This window comes from Enterobacter sp. MGH 4 (assembly GCF_000534735.1).
In the GTDB taxonomy this organism is placed as follows: Bacteria; Pseudomonadota; Gammaproteobacteria; order Enterobacterales; family Enterobacteriaceae; genus Enterobacter; species Enterobacter intestinihominis.
In genome coordinates, this window is the sequence record NZ_KI973293.1 from 22,060 (window position 1) to 40,403 (window position 18,344).

General features: G+C 56.2%; 15 protein-coding genes and 1 tRNA gene. 8 read left to right on the forward strand and 8 right to left on the reverse strand.

Annotated elements, in window-relative coordinates; translation table 11 throughout:
* Position 1: 1 nt before the first annotated feature.
* On the forward strand, positions 2-877 hold the full coding sequence (gene ampR, locus L350_RS10470; RefSeq protein ID WP_032625178.1) for a LysR family transcriptional regulator AmpR: 876 nt from the start codon (positions 2-4) through the stop codon (positions 875-877).
* A 29-nt stretch (positions 878-906) separates the two neighbouring features.
* On the opposite strand, the gene frdD is transcribed toward ampR, so the two are convergent.
* Genes frdD through frdA form a run of 4 tightly spaced genes read right to left on the reverse strand, consistent with a single transcriptional unit; the run spans position 907 to position 4,200 of the window.
* On the reverse strand, positions 907-1,266 hold the full coding sequence (gene frdD / locus L350_RS10465) for a fumarate reductase subunit FrdD (protein WP_000609653.1): 360 nt from the start codon (positions 1,264-1,266) through the stop codon (positions 907-909).
* Between the two features lie 10 nt (positions 1,267-1,276).
* Entirely contained in the window at positions 1,277-1,672 is a 396-nt protein-coding gene (gene frdC, locus L350_RS10460; protein ID WP_032625180.1) for a fumarate reductase subunit FrdC, read from the reverse strand.
* A 10-nt stretch (positions 1,673-1,682) separates the two neighbouring features.
* Complete coding sequence (locus L350_RS10455) at positions 1,683-2,417, reverse strand: succinate dehydrogenase/fumarate reductase iron-sulfur subunit (RefSeq protein ID WP_022646809.1); 735 nt, start codon at positions 2,415-2,417, stop codon at positions 1,683-1,685.
* The gene (frdA, locus tag L350_RS10450; RefSeq protein ID WP_023305293.1) at positions 2,410-4,200 is read right to left on the reverse strand and encodes a fumarate reductase (quinol) flavoprotein subunit; all 1,791 of its coding nucleotides are present in this window, start codon (positions 4,198-4,200) and stop codon (positions 2,410-2,412) included. Before frdA ends, L350_RS10455 begins: the two co-directional genes overlap by 8 nt.
* Before the next feature lie 310 nt (positions 4,201-4,510).
* Here frdA and epmA point away from each other — a divergent pair, with 310 nt between their 5' ends.
* Complete coding sequence (gene epmA / locus L350_RS10445) at positions 4,511-5,488, forward strand: elongation factor P--(R)-beta-lysine ligase (protein ID WP_003855960.1); 978 nt, start codon at positions 4,511-4,513, stop codon at positions 5,486-5,488.
* Between the two features lie 178 nt (positions 5,489-5,666).
* On the forward strand, positions 5,667-7,166 hold the full coding sequence (gene yjeM, locus L350_RS10440; RefSeq protein WP_032625184.1) for a glutamate/gamma-aminobutyrate family transporter YjeM: 1,500 nt from the start codon (positions 5,667-5,669) through the stop codon (positions 7,164-7,166).
* A gap of 40 nt (positions 7,167-7,206) precedes the next feature.
* Here yjeM and mscM read toward each other — a convergent pair whose 3' ends face one another.
* The 3 genes from mscM to rsgA form a co-directional block, all read right to left on the reverse strand.
* A complete protein-coding gene (gene mscM / locus L350_RS10435; protein WP_022646812.1) occupies positions 7,207-10,530 on the reverse strand; it encodes a miniconductance mechanosensitive channel MscM in 3,324 nt (1,107 codons plus the stop codon).
* Positions 10,531-10,549: 19 nt separating this feature from the next.
* Positions 10,550-11,518, reverse strand: coding sequence for an archaetidylserine decarboxylase (gene asd / locus L350_RS10430; RefSeq protein WP_032625186.1), 969 nt, complete (start codon positions 11,516-11,518; stop codon positions 10,550-10,552).
* Between the two features lie 97 nt (positions 11,519-11,615).
* Complete coding sequence (gene rsgA / locus L350_RS10425) at positions 11,616-12,668, reverse strand: small ribosomal subunit biogenesis GTPase RsgA (protein ID WP_072202591.1); 1,053 nt, start codon at positions 12,666-12,668, stop codon at positions 11,616-11,618.
* A gap of 107 nt (positions 12,669-12,775) precedes the next feature.
* Here rsgA and orn point away from each other — a divergent pair, with 107 nt between their 5' ends.
* Positions 12,776-13,321 carry an oligoribonuclease gene (gene orn, locus L350_RS10420; protein WP_003855965.1) on the forward strand — a complete coding sequence of 182 codons (546 nt, stop codon included), beginning with the start codon at positions 12,776-12,778 and terminating at the stop codon, positions 13,319-13,321.
* Between the two features lie 196 nt (positions 13,322-13,517).
* A tRNA-Gly gene (locus L350_RS10415) sits at positions 13,518-13,593 on the forward strand.
* 270 nt (positions 13,594-13,863) lie between these two features.
* Here L350_RS10415 and queG read toward each other — a convergent pair.
* A complete protein-coding gene (gene queG, locus L350_RS10410) occupies positions 13,864-15,003 on the reverse strand; it encodes a tRNA epoxyqueuosine(34) reductase QueG (protein ID WP_015572463.1) in 1,140 nt (379 codons plus the stop codon).
* On the opposite strand from queG, the gene nnr reads away from it, so the two are divergent.
* The 3 genes from nnr to amiB are packed head-to-tail and all read left to right on the forward strand — an operon-like array spanning position 15,002 to position 18,336.
* Positions 15,002-16,525, forward strand: a complete 1,524-nt coding sequence (gene nnr, locus L350_RS10405) for a bifunctional ADP-dependent NAD(P)H-hydrate dehydratase/NAD(P)H-hydrate epimerase (RefSeq protein ID WP_032625188.1) — start codon at positions 15,002-15,004, stop codon at positions 16,523-16,525. The genes queG and nnr overlap by 2 nt on opposite strands.
* Entirely contained in the window at positions 16,518-16,979 is a 462-nt protein-coding gene (tsaE, locus tag L350_RS10400) for a tRNA (adenosine(37)-N6)-threonylcarbamoyltransferase complex ATPase subunit type 1 TsaE (protein ID WP_003855970.1), read from the forward strand. Before nnr ends, tsaE begins: the two co-directional genes overlap by 8 nt.
* Before the next feature lie 16 nt (positions 16,980-16,995).
* The gene (gene amiB / locus L350_RS10395; protein WP_022646817.1) at positions 16,996-18,336 is read left to right on the forward strand and encodes an N-acetylmuramoyl-L-alanine amidase AmiB; all 1,341 of its coding nucleotides are present in this window, start codon (positions 16,996-16,998) and stop codon (positions 18,334-18,336) included.
* The last annotated feature ends 8 nt before the right edge of the window (positions 18,337-18,344 follow it).

Sequence of the window (18,344 nt, forward strand, 5' to 3'; positions counted from 1 at the left end):
CATGACGCGAAGCTATCTCCCCCTCAATTCGCTTCGAGCCTTTGAAGCCGCCGCGAGACATCTCAGCTTTACGCATGCGGCCATTGAGCTGAACGTGACCCATTCAGCCATTAGCCAGCATGTGAAAGCGCTGGAGCAGCACCTGAACTGTCAGCTGTTCGTTCGCGTGTCGCGCGGGCTGATGTTGACTACCGAGGGAGAGAACTTACTGCCGGTACTGAATGATTCGTTCGATCGTATAGCCGGAATGCTGGATCGCTTCGCTAACCATCGTGCGCAGGAGAAGCTGAAAATCGGCGTGGTGGGTACGTTTGCCATCGGGGTTTTATTCTCACAGCTGGACGATTTTCGCCGTGGCTATCCGCACATCGATCTTCAGCTTTCCACCCATAACAACCGCGTTGATCCGGCTGCCGAAGGGCTTGACTATACGATCCGCTACGGTGGCGGGGCGTGGCATGGCACCGAGGCTGAATTTCTTTGTCATGCGCCGCTCGCGCCGCTATGTACGCCCGATATCGCCACCAGTCTGCACTGTCCGGCCGACATCCTCAGGTTTACGCTGCTGCGCTCCTACCGACGCGACGAGTGGACCGCGTGGATGCAGGCGGCCGGCGAGCACCCCCCTTCGCCAACGCACCGTGTGATGGTATTTGATTCGTCCGTGACCATGCTGGAGGCCGCTCAGGCAGGGGTAGGTATTGCCATTGCACCTGTCGATATGTTTACCCATCTGTTAGCCAGCGAGCGCATTGTGCAGCCCTTTGCAACGCAGATTGAGCTCGGCAGTTACTGGCTTACCCGATTGCAATCCCGGACAGAAACGCCTGCCATGCGCGAATTTTCCCGGTGGCTGGTGGAGAAGATGAAAAAGTAAAAAGCCCGCCGGATGGCGGGCCTGTTCAGTCAGATGGTAACCACGGCAATCAACGTGACGACCGTCAGAATGGTTGCCAGGCCGTAGAAGACCCATTTACCGCTTGGCACATGGATTTTCAGATCGTGCATCGCATGGTGGATACGGTGCAGACCACACCACAGCGGCAGGACGATCATCAGGAAGATGAACACCCGGCCAATAAAGCTGCTCGCAAAGGCCAGTACGCGCTCATAGCTCAGCGCATCGCCCGGAAACAGCCCCAGCGGCAGCATAATACCGACCAGCAGGATAATTACCGGGGCAATAATGGCGCTCCACATGCCGCCTGCGCCAAACAGCCCCCAGAAGACCGGCTCATCTGAACGTTTTGGATTTGGATTGATCACAGTAGTCTCCTTACCAGAACAGTGCGACAAACAGAATGACCACAGAGACAACTGCCGTCACTGCCCAGAGCCCTTTAATAACCGGCTCTGGCCCCATTTTTTCGCCTTTTACAATGATGTTCGCTGCTTTTGGCGCCAGTTCAAACCAGGTTTTGGTATGCAGTAGCGCGGCTGCGAGCACAATCAGATTCAGAACTACGATGATTGGGTTTTGCAGGAAACCCACAAAACTGGACCAGGCTTCCGGGCCGTGCTTGAGGGCATACACCCCGTACATCAGTTCGAGGCTGAACCAGACCGCGGGAACAGCCGTGCCTTCACGCAGCATATAGAAGCGATAAAACGGCAGTTTTTTCCACCAGGTGGACGGCATTGGTCGCACGTAGGCTTTGCGTTTAGTCGTCATCATGCACTCCTTAGCGTGGTTTCAGGGTAGCGATAAGAAAGTCTTTCGAACTTTCCACTTTTCCCTGCTGAATAGCGGCGGCCGGGTCGACATGCTTCGGACAGACTTCGGAGCAGTAACCGACAAACGTGCAGGTCCAGACCCCGTTCTGGCCGTTAAGCTGTGCCATACGTTCTTTTTTGCCGTGGTCGCGGCTGTCCTCGTTATAGCGGTGCGCCAGGGTAATGGCGGCCGGGCCGATAAACTCAGGGTTCAGGCCAAACTGTGGACAGGCGGCGTAGCACAGGCCGCAGTTGATGCAGCCGGAAAACTGATGGTATTTCGCCATCTGCGCGGGCGTTTGGGTGTTTGGCCCCTGATCCGGCGTGCGCGGGTTGCCGATGATGTACGGCTTAATCGCTTCGAGGCTTTCGATAAAGTGGGTCATGTCGACCACCAGATCGCGCTCAATCGGGAAGTTGCCCAGCGCTTCAACCTTGATGCCCTTAGTGTAATCACGCAGGAAAGTTTTACACGCCAGCTTCGGCACTTTGTTGACCATCATGCCGCAGGAGCCGCAGATTGCCATGCGGCAGGACCAGCGGTAGCTCAGGTCCGGGGCCAGGTTATCTTTGATATAGCCGAGCGCATCCAGCAGGGAGGTTTGCTCGTCGTAAGGGACTTCATAGAAAGCGCTGTGCGGCGCGGCGTCCACTTCCGGGTTGTAGCGCACCACTTCAACTTTCAGTTTTTGCATCTCAGCCATTCGCCTTCTCCTTCTTATCGGCGGCTTCTGCTTCTGCACCGTACACGCGTTTCGCCGGTGGCAGCGTAGTGATTTTCACGTCGCTGTAGTCCAGCCGGGTGGTACCATCCGCATCGCGCCAGGCGAGAGTATGTTTAAGGAAATTGACGTCGTCACGTTCGGTGCAGCCCTCATCCAGGCGCTGGTGTGCGCCGCGGGACTCTTTACGCGCCAGGGCGGAATGGGCCATACACTCTGCGACGTTCAGGCCGTGGCCCAGTTCAATGGTATAGAGCAGGTCGGTATTGAAGACGCTGGAGGTGTCGGTGATGCGCACGCGCTTGAAGCGTTCCTGGAGTTCCGCCAGCTTGTCGACGGTTTTCTGCATCAGCTCTGGCGTACGGTAGATCCCGCAGCCTTCTTCCATCGACAGCCCCATTTCGTCGCGGATCTTCGACCAGTTTTCGTTACCTTCCTGGTTCACCAGGCCTTTCAGGCGTTTTTCGATGTCTGCAACCTGCGCATCCAGCGCCGCGCTGTTAGCTTCACCTGCCGTTGCGGCACGCTCCATCGCGCGTTCGCCCGCCATGCGACCAAAGACCACCAGCTCAGCCAGCGAGTTCGAGCCCAGACGGTTTGCGCCGTGCAGACCGACGGAGGAACACTCACCCACCGCAAACAGCCCTTTGATGCGGGTTTCGCACTGCTGGTCGGTTTCGATACCGCCCATGGTGTAGTGCGCGGTTGGACGCACCGGGATCGGCTCTTTCACCGGGTCGACGCCCACATAGGCTTTCGCCAGCTCGCAGATAAACGGCAGACGCTCCAGCAGTTTCTTCTCGCCGAGATGACGCAGGTCGAGATGTACCACGTCGCCGCGCGGCGTTGAGATGGTGTTGCCTTTGCGCCATTCGTGCCAGAAAGCCTGAGAGACTTTGTCGCGTGGGCCGAGTTCCATGTATTTGTTTTTCGGCTCGCCAAGCGGGGTTTCCGGACCCATGCCGTAATCCTGCAAATAGCGATAGCCGTTTTTGTTGACCAGAATACCGCCTTCGCCGCGGCAGCCTTCCGTCATCAGAATACCGGAGCCCGGCAGGCCGGTTGGGTGATACTGGACGAACTCCATATCACGCAGCGGGACGCCGTGGCTGAGCGCCATGCCCATACCGTCACCGGTGACGATGCCGCCGTTGGTGTTGTAGCGGTATACGCGGCCCGCACCGCCCGTTGCCATCACCACCGCCTTAGCGCGGATCTGGACGAGCGTGCCTTCCATCATGTTCATTGCTACCAGTCCGTGCGCATGACCGTCGTCGACCAGAATGTCGAGAACGAAATGTTCGTCAAAGCGCTGGATTTGTGGGAACTGGAGGGAGGTCTGGAACAGGGTGTGCAGCATGTGGAAGCCGGTCTTATCGGCGGCAAACCAGGTGCGTTCGATCTTCATGCCACCGAAGCGGCGGACGTTGACGCTCCCGTCCGGACGGCGGCTCCAAGGACATCCCCACTGTTCCAGTTGGGTCATTTCCGTTGGGCAATGGTGTACGAAGTAATCAACGACATCCTGTTCGCAAAGCCAGTCGCCCCCTGCAACCGTGTCGTGGAAATGGTATTCGAAGCTGTCATGATCCTGCGCGACGGCGGCGGATCCTCCTTCTGCGGCTACCGTGTGGCTGCGCATCGGATAGACTTTTGAAATCAATGCGATTTTGGCGTTCGGATTGGCTTGTGCCGCAGCAATTGCAGCGCGTAATCCAGCCCCGCCAGCGCCTATTACGGCAAGATCGGCTTGAAAAGTTTGCACGACATTCCTCCAGATTTTGGTTTTCCCGCAACGTGATGAGCTAAAGGACGTTCACCTGCCCGAACGGACGATTGCGGAAGCGATTCCACTGCTCCTTTATGGGTAAAACAGTATAACCGCGTAGAAGTGAGGGAAATTTGACGTGTTCGATTTTTTTGCTGTTCTGTGCGGTGATTTATCATCGTGATTAATGAATGGCGTCACAGTATTTCTCTGTGCAATGAAAAGGGGCTTTTACTGTGCAAAATTTGTCTCTGCCCCGGCTTGCGAGTAGACTTCGTGCCCTTGTCTGAAAACGGAGAAATAACTCATGAGCGAAACGGCCACCTGGCAGCCGAGCGCATCCATTCCAAACCTGCTAAAGCGCGCAGCAATTATGGCGGAGATCCGCCGCTTCTTTGCGGATCGCGGCGTCCTGGAGGTGGAAACGCCGTGCATGAGTCAGGCGACGGTCACGGATATTCATCTGGTCCCGTTTGAAACCCGTTTTGTTGGCCCAGGCCACTCTCAGGGCATGAATCTGTATCTGATGACCAGCCCGGAATACCATATGAAGCGTCTGCTGGCGGCCGGGTGTGGTCCGGTCTATCAGCTGTGCCGTAGCTTCCGTAATGAAGAGATGGGCCGACACCATAATCCGGAATTCACTATGCTGGAGTGGTACCGCCCGCACTACGACATGTATCGTCTGATGAACGAAGTCGACGATCTGCTCCAACAGGTGCTGGATTGCGCGGAAGCTGAAACGCTCTCCTATCAGCAGGCCTTCCAGCGTCATCTGGAAATTGATCCGCTGTCGGCTGATAAAACACAGCTGCGTGAAGTGGCGGCAAAACTGGATCTGAGCAACGTGGCGGATAACGAAGAGGATCGCGACACGCTGCTGCAACTGCTGTTCACCTTTGGTGTTGAACCGCAGATTGGCAAAGATCGTCCGACGTTTGTCTATCACTTCCCGGCCAGCCAGGCTTCACTGGCGCAGATCAGCACCGAAGATCACCGCGTGGCGGAGCGCTTTGAGGTGTACTTTAAAGGCATCGAGCTGGCGAACGGTTTCCATGAGCTGACCGACGCGCGCGAACAGCAACAGCGTTTCGAGCAGGATAACCGCAAGCGCAACGCGCGCGGTCTGCCGCAGCAGCCGATTGACACCAACCTGCTGGAAGCGCTTAAAGCCGGTCTGCCGGACTGCTCCGGCGTGGCGCTGGGTGTGGATCGCCTGGTCATGCTGGCGCTGGGCGCAGAACAACTGGGCGATGTGATTGCCTTTACGGTCGATCGCGCATAAAGGATTGCCGGGTGGCGCTGTCGCTTACCCGGCCTACTTGGTCATTTAACTCTGCCACATTAAAAACTACTATCTTCTCTATGCACGGGTCTTTTTCTTAATTTGACTCGGATAGACACAATATTTGTCTGGTCATCTGCTACCATCCGCGCAGTTTAATTCCGTTTCGGATGGTTATATGTCTCACTCACTCAAAAAAATGACCCTTACCGGGCTCATCCTGATGATTTTTACGTCAGTTTTTGGCTTTGCCAATAGCCCGTCCGCGTTTTATCTGATGGGCTACAGCGCGACGCCGTTTTATATCGTTTCCGCGCTGTTCTTCTTTATTCCGTTTGCGCTAATGATGGCGGAGATGGGGTCGGCGTACAGGAAAGAAGAAGGCGGCATCTATTCGTGGATGAACAACAGCGTCGGTCCGCGTTATGCGTTTATCGGTACGTTCATGTGGTTTTCATCCTATGTCGTCTGGATGGTCAGCACGGCGGCCAAGGTCTGGGTGCCGTTCTCAACGTTTCTCTTCGGTGCGGATAAAACGCAGGTCTGGTCTCTGGCGGGGCTGAGTTCCACACAGGTGGTCGGTATTCTGGCGGTGTGCTGGATGGTGGTTGTCACGCGGGTGGCCTCGAAAGGCATCAACAAAATTGCCCGTATCACTGCCGTTGGCGGAATTTCCGTGATGTGCCTGAACCTGGTGCTGCTGCTGGTCAGTATCGCTATTCTGTGCCTGAACGGCGGGCATTTCGCACAGGAAGTCAACTTCGTTTCATCGCCTAATCCGGGTTACCAGTCCGGGCTGGCCATGCTCTCCTTCGTGGTGTTTGCCATCTTTGCTTACGGTGGAATTGAAGCCGTGGGCGGGCTGGTCGATAAAACCGAAAACCCGGAAAAGAACTTCGCCAAAGGCATTATCTTTGCCGCCATCGTCATTTCCATTGGCTACTCGCTGGCGATTTTCCTCTGGGGCGTCAGCACCAACTGGCAGCAGGTACTGAGCAATAACACCACCAACCTCGGCAACATTACCTACGTGTTGATGAAAAGCCTGGGGGTGACGCTGGGCAACGCCATGGATCTCGCGCCGGAAACGTCGGCCACCCTGGGGATCTGGTTTGCGCGGATTACCGGTTTGTCGATGTTCCTCGCCTATACTGGCGCGTTCTTCACGCTGATCTACTCGCCGCTGAAAGCGATTATTCAGGGGACGCCAAAGGCGCTGTGGCCCGCACGTATGACGCAGCTGAATGCTGCCGGTATGCCTGCCAACGCGATGTGGATGCAGTGCCTGCTGGTGTGCGTGTTCATTCTGCTGGTGTCCTTTGGCGGCGATACCGCGTCGGCGTTCTATAACAAGCTGACCCTGATGGCAAACGTATCGATGACGCTTCCGTACCTATTCCTGGCGCTGGCGTTCCCGTTCTTTAAGGCGAAGCGAGATCTGGAGCGACCGTTTGTGATCTTCAAAACCCGCGTGGCGACGCTGCTGGCGACCACTGTTGTGGTGCTGGTCGTCGCGTTCGCCAACATCTTTACCGTCATTCAGCCCGTGGTTGAGGCAAATGACTGGAGCAGCACGCTGTGGATGGTTGGCGGACCGATCTTCTTCTCGCTGCTGGCAATGGGGATTTATGAGAACTACCGCCGCCGCATGATGACCTGCGTGGCAGAAGTGGCATAGCGGATGAAAAAACCCCTCCCGGAAGGGAGGGGGAAATGGATTATAAACTTCCCGCCGGGCGCGAACGCGCCGCAGACGTCAACGTTCTTCCCGTCTTACGTCCGTCCAGCGTTTCCAGACGCATCTGGAAAGGTGGGAACGGCATATCAATTCCGTGCTCGCGGAAGCCAGCCAGGATCAGCTGGTGGATCTCATGGCGCAGCGGCATACGGTGTCCCATCTCGGCGGCGTAGATACGCAGCTCGAAAATCTGGATCCCCTGCTGCAAATCAACCAGGAAGACTTCCGGCGGCGGGTTGTCGATTACCAGCGAACAGCGTTCAGCAGCCGTATACAGGATCTGCGTCACCTCTTCGCTGTTGGCATCCGACGGAGCGGGTACGGTCAGCACCACACGCGTGACGGAGTCAGACAGCGACCAGTTGATAAACTGCTCGGTGATAAACGCTTTGTTCGGGACGATGATCTCTTTACGGTCCCAGTCGCTGATGGTGGTGGCGCGGGTGTTGATCCTGGTGACGCTGCCGGTCAGATCGCGGATGGTCACCGTATCGCCAATTCGAATCGGCTTTTCAAACAGAATGATCAGACCCGAGACGAAGTTGGCAAAGATCTCCTGTAAACCAAAGCCCAGGCCTACGGTCAGGGCGGCAACCAGCCATTGCAGTTTTGACCATTCGATACCAATCATCGAGAAGCCAACCAGCCCACCAAACAGCATGATTAAATACTTGGTAATGGTGGTGATCGCATAGCCTGTGCCGGGGGTTAAATCCAGATGCTGCAACAGCGCCAGCTCCAGCAGGGCAGGGAAGTTACGGATCAGCTGCGTGGTGATAATGAGTACCAGAATCGCAATCAGCACGGCCCCTAAGGTGATTGGCTCCAGGCTTTCGACCCCCTGCACCGTCGACGTCACATCCCACAAAGAGATGTTCTCCAGGAAGCCAAACGCAGAGTGGATTTCCGACCACAGGAAGATCACCGACAGCAGGGCAACCAGCATCAGAATTGAGCGTACCAGCCGCAGGGACTGGGTACTGATCGCATCGAGATCCAGTTCGACGTCATCGGCGTCTGAAGTCCCTTCGGTGCTGTTGACGTGGTTCGGCTCTTCCTCACCCCGCGCGCGCTGGGCCAGTATTTCTGCGCGACGATGTTTGGCACGGTCAAACGCCAGACGACGACGCTGGATCAGCATGCCGCGGCGAATAACATGGTAGACCACCAGCAGCAGGAACCAGATAGCTACTGACGTTTCCAGTCGTGCGAGCAGCGCTTGCGATGTGGCGAGATAACCGACAGCCGCCGCCAGCATCGCCGCCAGCGGCGCGCTAAGCAGCAGGTTCCACAGCAGACGGTTAAACATGTTATCGCCACTGCCGGACTTGTCGAGATAAAGCGGGATCCCGGCGCGCTTCAGGCTGAGCGTCACTACCGCTAATGCCCCGCAGATCAGCATAAAGCACAGCCGTCCCAGCGAGCCGGAGAACTCCCGGTCATTGAGATTATCGAACATGATCAGCGCCATAATTAGCGGCACAATCAGCCCGATGCTCATCAGGTAATAGCGCATCGCCCGCGCCACGCGATTACGCGGCCAGCCAAAGTGAGCGATGAACAGACCATTTGGCCGCGCAAACGTGGCGCAAATCATCACCACCCACAGCAGCGGAACGGTGGCGGTCACGCCATCGCCAATTGCGACGGCAAGCGGATAGGGCCAGGCTTCACGCAGGCCGTATCCGAGCGTCATCCACAGCACCGGCAGCGGAGACGCGACCAGAATTGACCAGAACACTGTACGCAGCGTCAGCCAGAAGTGATCCTGTGTCACTTTCCCCACCCGGGCGCTGGAGCGCTCAAGGAAACGGGTGAAGTGGCGACGGGAATAAATACTGAAACCCACCAGAATCAGTGCCCCCAGCAGCGGGAAGATGGTCTCCTTACTGGTGAGCATCATCACGCTGGCGAGACCCAGCTGGCTGAAGGTGTCCAGCGAAATGAGGCGGCGCAGATCCTGCACGATCTCAATCGGCCAGGCGAAGGTCATCGGCCGCACGTCGGATGTCCAGAACAGGTAACGGTGCGTGGCTTCGTTGACCTCTTTCAGCGCGTCCTCCAGCTGGCTGTTTGAGACTTTCAGCTTGGTGAGTTCGAGGATCAGCGTATCGCCCCCCTGCAACAGGGAATTGAGCAGTTCGCGTTGGGTGCGCAGCTGCGCTTCCAGAATACGGCTTTGCTCGCCGGTGAGCGGCTGTCCGTCAGCCTGACGGATCTGGCGGATTTGCGGCTGCTTATTAAGAAGGTCTTCATAATGAAGACGCTGAACGCGCAGCTGCGCCATCTCCGTATCAAGCTGCTGCGGTTTTGGCATCTCTGGCAGACGAGCCACCTGTGCGCGTAACGCTTCGCCCAACAGGTTAGATGAGCCAAGCCACTGGGACTGTTCACGCAGCGTGTTGAGAGCCTGACGAACCTGGAGGGTTTGATTAGTGGCCTGACGCTGCTGCGAGGCCACCAAATCCATGCGCTGCGCCTGCTGATTCAGCGCGGCAGAAAGCTCGCGGTTAACCTTAAACTGGGCGACGATGCTGTCGGGCAGGTTAGCGCTGTTTTCGGCCAACAACTCGGTGCTTTCCAGCGCACGTTCAGCTTCACGCTGACGCTGGCTGTTGAGTTGATTTCTCAGCGCCTGGAGATACGCATCCAGCTGTTCGCTCTGCTTCTGCGCCAGTTCCGAACGCATCCGCGACAGCTCCTGGCGGTTGTTAGCAGAAAGCTGTGCCAGCTCCAGTTCATCAACCAGCGCTTTTAGTCTGGCGGATTCCGCCTGTAGCCCAAGATTTTGGGCCTGATTCTGCGGGGTGTTGCCGGTCTGCGTCCCAATGCGGCGTTCCACCTCATTTAACTGACGGCGGGCATCGGTTTGCTGCTGTGGAAGCTGACTGAGAGAGTCGGCAATTTCACGCGCCCGTTCCTGCTCCTGCTGTGCCAGACGGCTTTTTTCCAGCAGCTGGCTGCTGACTTGCAGGATCTCCTGATTCAGCGCCTCGGACGTCATCCCTGCGGGTACCTGGCGTGGTTCATCACGCAGGCTGTTTAACTGCGAGCGCAGGGTCTGAGAGAGTTTGGGGAAGTTGTCGATAACCTGCTGATATTGCTGGGCGCGCTCAAGAGAACCCTTTCGTTCCTCAAGTGCGTTCAGTGCAGACTGGAGCGACTCAACGGCCTCCGGCTGAGCGGGTTTCGCCGCTTTTGCCTGCTCCAGCTCCTGGGTTATCTGTTTGGCGTCGGGGGCCGTCGCTGCGTACGCCCCCATGCTGAGGCACCAGGCCATCAGTAATACGATAATCGGGCGCACGTCAGCGATCCTTCTGTTGTTAACCTTCGTCTTTTTTGCCGTCAACCAGCGGGCTGGCATCGTGCTCGGCTTTGATCTCTTCTTCCGGCAACGGGGCTGGCGCAACGTCTGGCGTTGCAAAGACCTCCGTCGATACTGCCAGAGGCTGGCCGAGTTTGGTCACGGACAGGCTTTCCAGCTCGTCGACAAGGTTAACTTTGCCCGGTGCGAACAGGTTGATTACCGTTGAGCCCAGCTTGAAGCGGCCCATCTCCTGACCTTTCAGCAGGGCCACAGAACCTTCTTCTTCCCCGGCAGGCCAGGTCCAGCGCTTGATCACGCCTTCGCGTGGCGGCGTAATGGTGCCCGCCCAGACGGTTTCGATGCTGCCCACAATGGTAGCACCTACCAGAATCTGCGCCATTGGGCCAAATTCAGTATCAAACAGGCAGATGACGCGCTCGTTACGGGCAAACAGGTTAGGGACGTTTTGCGCCGTCAGGTGGTTTACAGAGAACAGATCCCCCGGCACGTAGATCATCTCGCGCAGGATGCCGTTACACGGCATATGAACGCGGTGGTAGTCGCGTGGGGAGAGATAGGTGGTCGCGAAAGTCCCGTTGCGGAACAGATCCGCCATTATGTAGTTACCGGCCAGCAGCGCTTCCAGGCTGTAGTTATGGCCTTTCGCCTGCAAAATTTTGTCGTCTTCAATTTTACCCAGCTGGCTGATCACGCCGTCAGCAGGCATCACCAGCACGTTCGGGTCGGTATTCAGCGGGCGCACTTCGTCGCGCAGCGGACGCACAAAAAATTCGTTGAAGGTGCGGTAGCTTGCCGTATCCGGTTTCTGCGCTTCTTTCATGTCGACCTTGTAGTATTTCACGAACAGGTCGATGACCATTTTGGTCAGCCAGCCCGCTCGTTTGCTCGCGCCCCAGCCCGCCAGGCGAGTGAGCCACAGTTTAGGCAGAATGTATTGAAGCGAAAGTTTAAATGAGTTTAACAAGGTAGCCTCCAGGCCATTGTTTTGTCGTTCCTGATCCGGCAGTACGCTGCCGGAACCTGAAAAAAGGGGACGATTTTAGCGACGCTTAGCTTAGTTGTCAGTTATCAGAATCAGAAAAGTTTTTACGCGTTTTTACCTGGTCCATGCTTTCGAGAATACGATGGTAATTTTCGAAACGGGTTTCCGCTATTTCACCGTTCTCCACCGCTTCGCGGATGGCGCAGCCCGGATCGTTGTCATGTTTACAGTCGCGGTATTTGCAAGCGCCTATATAGTCATGGAATTCGACAAATCCGTTAAAGATTTGTTCCGGCTCAAGATGCCAGAGACCAAATTCACGCACACCCGGGGAGTCAATCACATCGCCGCCGTGCGGGAAGTGATAGAGACGTGAGGCGGTGGTGGTGTGCTGGCCCAGCCCGGAGACGTCCGACACATCGTTGGTCAGGATTTCTTGCTGAAGGCCGAGCAGGTTGTTAAGCAGGCTCGATTTACCCACGCCAGACTGCCCTGCAAAGATACTGATGCGGTCGGTCAGCGCATCTTCTAACGGCTTCAGGCCATCTTTGGTGCGGCTGGAAACCATCAAAACGCGATAACCAATATTGCGATAGATATCCATCTGCTCATTCACAAAGGCCATGGCCTCGTCATCCAGCAGATCGATTTTATTCAGCACGATGAGCGGCTCAACCTGTAGCGTTTCGCAGGCCACCAGGTAACGGTCAATAATGTTGAGCGAAAGTTCGGGTAAAATCGCTGAAACGATCACGATCTGGTTGATATTGGCGGCAATGGGCTTTACGCCGTCGTAGAAATCAGGACGGGTCAGAACCGACGTGCGTTCATGCACGGCTTCAACGATACCTTTAACCGTTACCCCTTCCGCAGCCGCTTTGCCTGGACGCCAGACCACGCGGTCACCGGTCACCAGGGAACGGATGGTGCGACGGATATTGCAACGGTGGATGTCCCCGTCGGCAGACTCGACATCGGCATGCATACCGAAGCGGCTAATCACCACGCCTTCCGTCGCTTCGCCAAACAGGTTGTCGTCGTAATCGGGCTTCTCCGTAGTGGTTTTAAGACGGCGCTGGTGATTTGCATTCACGCGGCGCTGCTGCCCTTTGGAGAGTTTATTTTTACTCAATCGCGCTGGCTCCTGGTCGCCCATAGCGGGCAAAACCTCTATGATACACTCTAATTAATACTAGTTAACCTGCTACTGCCGGTTAAGCGAGAAGGGTGGAAAATAACATGAGCGCGGACGAAAACAACCTGATTTGGATCGATCTGGAGATGACCGGCCTGGATCCCGAGCGCGATCGCATTATTGAGATCGCCACACTGGTCACCGATGCTAACCTCAATATTCTGGCGGAAGGCCCAACGATTGCCGTGCACCAGTCCGATGACCAGCTTGCGCTGATGGATGAGTGGAACGTGCGTACCCATACTGGCAGCGGGCTGGTGGAACGCGTGAAGGCCAGCACTCTGGGCGACCGCGAAGCGGAGCTGGCGACGCTTGAGTTTCTGAAGCAGTGGGTGCCGGCAGGAAAATCGCCTATCTGTGGCAACAGCATTGGTCAGGATCGTCGCTTCCTGTTTAAGTACATGCCGGAGCTGGAGTCCTACTTCCACTACCGCTATCTGGATGTGAGCACCTTAAAAGAGCTGGCCCGCCGCTGGAAACCGGAAATTCTCGACGGCTTCACAAAGCAGGGGACGCACCAGGCAATGGACGACATCCGTGAGTCTGTTGCGGAGCTGGCGTACTATCGCGAAAACTTTATTAAGCTTTAATTTTGCGATCCGGCGCCTTGCGTGGCCGGGTTTTTGTCGCTAAATTGTTCAGCTTGCCGATTAAATAAGCACTTGAACTGAATTTCAAAAAAATCGCTTTGAGGGGGGTTGCAGCTAAACGGATTTCTCGTATAATGCGCCTCCCGTAACGACAGAGAATTACACGTTACGACAGCAACAAAAGCAGTACAGATTTGCGGGAATAGCTCAGTTGGTAGAGCACGACCTTGCCAAGGTCGGGGTCGCGAGTTCGAGTCTCGTTTCCCGCTCCAAATTCTTCTTCTTTCCTAAATTATCCACAGCGAAATGCTTCGTTGGGGACGTTTTCTATTATGTCTGAAATACTCTTGTAAACAGAGTTATCCACAGAAACTGTAATAAATCCCAGTTGTGCAAAATGTTAGCAGGGTGAATAATATCTTCGTAATTAACTGTAATCTATGAAGAAAATTTGATTTCAAAATGTTATTGAGATCACTTGACCTGTTTGCTAAACCTTATTGCGCCTGAATTCTTATTTTTATTCACAGCCTGTGAATATATCACACATCCCGTGGCAGCCCTTTTTCAATCACCCTGACCAGGCGCTGTTTCTTCGGTAACTGCACTTCAACCACGCCGGCATTTCGCTTCTCAATTTGCTGCGCAATCGCCCATTCTATGTGCTCATCAAGAAGTGGGTGCTCACCTCTGCGGCTTTCGAGCGCCTGAAGATTGGCTTCATCCCATGGGGCATTACCCAGCGCAACGGCCACATTACGCAGCCAGCGCAGGTGGCCGATACGACGTATGGCGGAACCTTCCGTCACCTTCAGGAACCAGGCTTCGCTCCAGGCGAAAAGTTCGATCAGCTGCGGGGCATGTAACGCCTTGCGGGGACTGAAGTCTTCTTCGTCCGTCAACTGTGAATAACGGTTCCACGGACAAATCAGCTGGCAGTCATCACAGCCGTAGATGCGGTTGCCAATAAGCGGACGAAATTCCTCTGGAATAGCACCTTCCAGCTCGATGGTGAGATAAGAGATACAGCGGCGCGCATCAACGGTATAGGGTTCAACGATAGCGCCCGTTGGGCAGATGGTCATACAGGCCACGCAGCGGCCACACCCTTCTTCCACCGGACCGTCTACCGGCAGGGGTAAATCAATCAACAGTTCACCCAGGAAAAAGAATGAGCCCGCGTCGCGGCTTAAGATAAGTGAGTGCTTACCTGTCCAGCCAAGCCCGGCTTTTTCGGCGATAGGGCGCTCAAGAATAGGCGCAGAATCGACAAAGGGTCTAAAATTCAGCGAAACACAGTGCTGCTGAATGGTTTCCCCGAGCTTTTTTAGACGGTTGCGCAGAAGTTTATGGTAATCACGTCCCAGCGCGTATCGGCTGACGTAACCCAGCGAAGGATTTTTTAGCGTGCGCGCAAAGGCCGCGTTAGCGGGCAGATAGTTCATGCGTACGCTAATGACGCGCAGCGTACCCGGCAACAGCTCGTGGGGGCGGGCACGCATCATACCGTGACGCGCCATCCACTCCATCTCGCCGTGGTATTGTTTATCCAGCCATGCCTGTAGCTTAGGCTCGCTGGCAGAGAGGTCGGTATCGGTAATACCGACCTTCTGGAAGCCCAGTTCAGCACCCCACTGTTTTATTTTTTGCGCTAATTCATTGAGATCGAGGGGCTGTGACATGACGGACCATACTGTGAAGAAAAACCCCGCAAGTATACCACATTCCATCTGGCATGCGGATGACCTCCGTCGGGCCGAAAAAGAGGCCGCAGATAGCCTGGGCGTTACCCTTTATGAACTGATGCAGCGCGCGGGCGAGGCGGCGTTTAACGTAGCGCGCACGGCTTATCCGGATGCCTCGCACTACCTGATTCTGTGCGGGCACGGCAATAACGGTGGCGATGGCTATGTGGTGGCTCGTCTTGCGGTGGCGGCGGGGCTGCGCGTTACCCTGCTGGCGCTGGAGAGCGACAAGCCGCTACCGGAAGAGGCTGGCATGGCGAGAGAGGCCTGGCTGAATGCGGGGGGCATTATTCATGCGCCTGATATCGTCTGGCCCGAGGATGTCGACGTGATTGTTGATGGTCTGCTGGGGACGGGGCTGATGCGCGCGCCTCGCGATGACGTCGCCGCGCTGATTACCCACGCTAATGCGCACCCCGCCCCGGTGGTGGCGCTGGATATTCCCTCCGGCCTGATGGCGCAAACCGGCGCGACGCCGGGCGTGTCGATTGAGGCTGCGCACACCGTGACCTTTATCGCCCTGAAGCCGGGTTTGCTTACCGGTAAAGCGCGGGATGTCGTGGGGACGTTACATCACAACGCACTGGGGCTGGAAAACTGGCTGGCTGGACAGGATACCCACATCACCCGCTTTGATGCCTCCCTGCTTGCTCAGTGGCTGCCTCCGCGCCGCCCCACATCCCATAAGGGTGATCATGGCCGGCTGCTGATTATCGGTGGCGATCATGGCACGGCAGGTGCGATTCGCATGACAGGAGAGGCCGCGTTGCGCAGCGGTGCCGGATTAGTACGCGTGCTGACCCGCAGCGAAAACATTCCGCCGATTATTACCGCGCGGCCGGAGCTGATGGTCCACGAGCTTGCCCCACAGGCGATTGAAGAGGGTCTTGAGTGGGCGGACGTGGTAGTCATTGGTCCGGGCCTGGGTCAGCAGGAGTGGGGTAAACGGGCCCTGCAAAAGGCCGAGAATTTTCGTAAGCCGATGCTCTGGGATGCCGACGCGCTTAACCTTCTGGCAATAAACCCGGATACGCGTCACAATCGCATTCTGACGCCACACCCCGGCGAAGCCGCACGGCTGCTTAACTGTAGCGTGGCAGAAATTGAAAGCGATCGCTTACTTTCAGCCCAACGTCTGGTAAAACGTTACGGAGGTGTTGTCGTTTTGAAAGGGGCGGGGACCGTTATTGCCAGCGATGATGCGATGGGCATCGTTGATGCCGGTAATGCAGGCATGGCGAGCGGCGGCATGGGTGATGTGCTCTCTGGCATCATTGGCGCATTGCTCGGACAGAAACTTCCCCTTTATGATGCAGCCTGTGCTGGCTGCGTGGCCCACGGTGCGGCGGCTGACAGGCTGGCTGCTCGTTACGGAACGCGCGGTATGCTGGCCACCGATCTTTTTTGCACGCTGCGGCGTGTTGTTAACCCGGATGTGATTGACGTAGAAAATGACTAATCGAGCGATTCCTTTACCTGATGAACAAGCCACTTTAGATCTCGGCAAGCGCGTGGCGCAGGCCTGTCAGGGGGCGACCGTCATTTATCTGTATGGTGATTTAGGCGCGGGTAAAACAACCTTCAGCCGTGGTTTTTTGCAGGCGTTAGGCCATAACGGGAACGTAAAAAGCCCGACTTATACGCTAGTAGAACCGTACACGCTTGAAAATATCATGGTGTACCACTTTGATTTATATCGTCTTGCGGATCCTGAGGAGCTGGAATTTATGGGGATTCGCGATTACTTTGCCAACGACGCCATTTGCCTGGTGGAGTGGCCGCAACAAGGTGCGGGTGTGCTGCCTGACCCGGATGTCGAAATTCACTTGGATTATCAGGCACAAGGGCGTGAGGCGCGCATCAGTGCGGTTTCCTCATCAGGCTGTTCCTTACTGGCGCGTTTAGCCGGTTGAGCGTAGGGATAACGGGATGATTAATCGCGTTAAAGGTTGGATTTTGGCAGCCACGGTTCTGCTGTGCGCGCAGGCCGGTGCGGCCAGCCTCTCGGATATTCAGGTGTCGAATGGCGATAGCCAGGCCCGCATTACCTTCAGCTTTATGGGCGATCCTGAATATGCTTTCTCACAAATCGACAGCCGCAGCGTGGCGCTCGATATTAAACAGTCCGGGGTGATCCAGGGGCTGCCGCTCCAGTTCAGCGGCAACAATCTGGTGAAAAGCATCCGTTCGGGGACGCCGAAGGATGCGCAGTCTCTGCGTCTGGTGGTCGATCTCACCGAAAAGGGCAAAACGAAGGCGGTTAAGCAGCAAAACGGCGCCAGTTATACGGTGGTCTTTACCATTAATGCTGATGTTCCGCCGCCGCCACCGCCTGCACCTGTGGTAGCAAAACGCGTAGAAGCGCCGGTTTATACCCCAAGGCCGTCTGAGCCAGCCCGTAATCCGTTTAAATCACAAAATGACCGACTTACCGCCGTGACCAGCAGCAACACGGTGACGCGTCCGGCGGTCAGCGCGCGGCGAACGCCGGTCAGTGGCGACAAAGTGATTATCGCCATCGACGCCGGACACGGCGGGCAAGATCCTGGCGCGATTGGCCCGGGCGGCACGCGGGAGAAAAACGTCACTATCGCCATTGCCCGTAAGCTGCGTGCGCTTCTGAATGACGATCCGATGTTCAAAGGGGTCATGACCCGCGACGGAGATTATTTTATTTCAGTGATGGGACGCTCGGATGTGGCGCGTAAGCAAAACGCCAACTTCCTGGTGTCGATTCACGCGGATGCTGCGCCGAACCGTAACGCCACCGGCGCGTCGGTATGGGTACTGTCGAACCGTCGTGCCAACAGTGAAATGGCGAACTGGCTTGAAGAGCACGAGAAGCAGTCTGAACTGTTAGGCGGGGCAGGCGATGTGCTGGCAAACAGCCAGGCCGATCCGTATCTCAGCCAGGCGGTGCTGGATTTACAGTTCGGTCATTCTCAGCGCGTCGGGTATGATGTCGCCACTAACGTACTCAACCAGCTGCAAAGCGTCGGATCGCTGCATAAGCGTCGTCCGGAACATGCGAGCCTCGGTGTCCTGCGTTCACCGGATATTCCGTCGATTCTGGTAGAGACGGGTTTTATCAGTAATCACGGTGAAGAGCGTTTACTGGGAAGCGACAGCTATCAGCAGCAAATTGCTGAAGCGATTTATAACGGTCTGCGTAAATACTTTGACGCGCATCCGCTTCAGTCTGCGCCGCAGGGCGGGGCAGCCCAGACGGCAAGCGCCGCGCTGCCGGGTGAGATGACCGCGACTAATTAAGGAGAGTT

Bases quoted from the DNA above. Each gene is read 5' to 3' on its own strand.
- ampR (WP_032625178.1), top strand. From the start codon at position 2: ATGACGCGAAGCTATCTCCCCCTCAATTCGCTTCGAGCCTTTGAAGCC.
- frdC (WP_032625180.1), bottom strand. From the start codon at position 1,672: ATGACGACTAAACGCAAAGCCTACGTGCGACCAATGCCGTCCACCTGG.
- L350_RS10455 (WP_022646809.1), bottom strand. From the start codon at position 2,417: ATGGCTGAGATGCAAAAACTGAAAGTTGAAGTGGTGCGCTACAACCCG.
- epmA (WP_003855960.1), top strand. From the start codon at position 4,511: ATGAGCGAAACGGCCACCTGGCAGCCGAGCGCATCCATTCCAAACCTG.
- yjeM (WP_032625184.1), top strand. From the start codon at position 5,667: ATGTCTCACTCACTCAAAAAAATGACCCTTACCGGGCTCATCCTGATG.
- orn (WP_003855965.1), top strand. From the start codon at position 12,776: ATGAGCGCGGACGAAAACAACCTGATTTGGATCGATCTGGAGATGACC.
- nnr (WP_032625188.1), top strand. From the start codon at position 15,002: ATGACGGACCATACTGTGAAGAAAAACCCCGCAAGTATACCACATTCC.
- queG (WP_015572463.1), bottom strand. From the start codon at position 15,003: ATGTCACAGCCCCTCGATCTCAATGAATTAGCGCAAAAAATAAAACAG.
- tsaE (WP_003855970.1), top strand. From the start codon at position 16,518: ATGACTAATCGAGCGATTCCTTTACCTGATGAACAAGCCACTTTAGAT.
- amiB (WP_022646817.1), top strand. From the start codon at position 16,996: ATGATTAATCGCGTTAAAGGTTGGATTTTGGCAGCCACGGTTCTGCTG.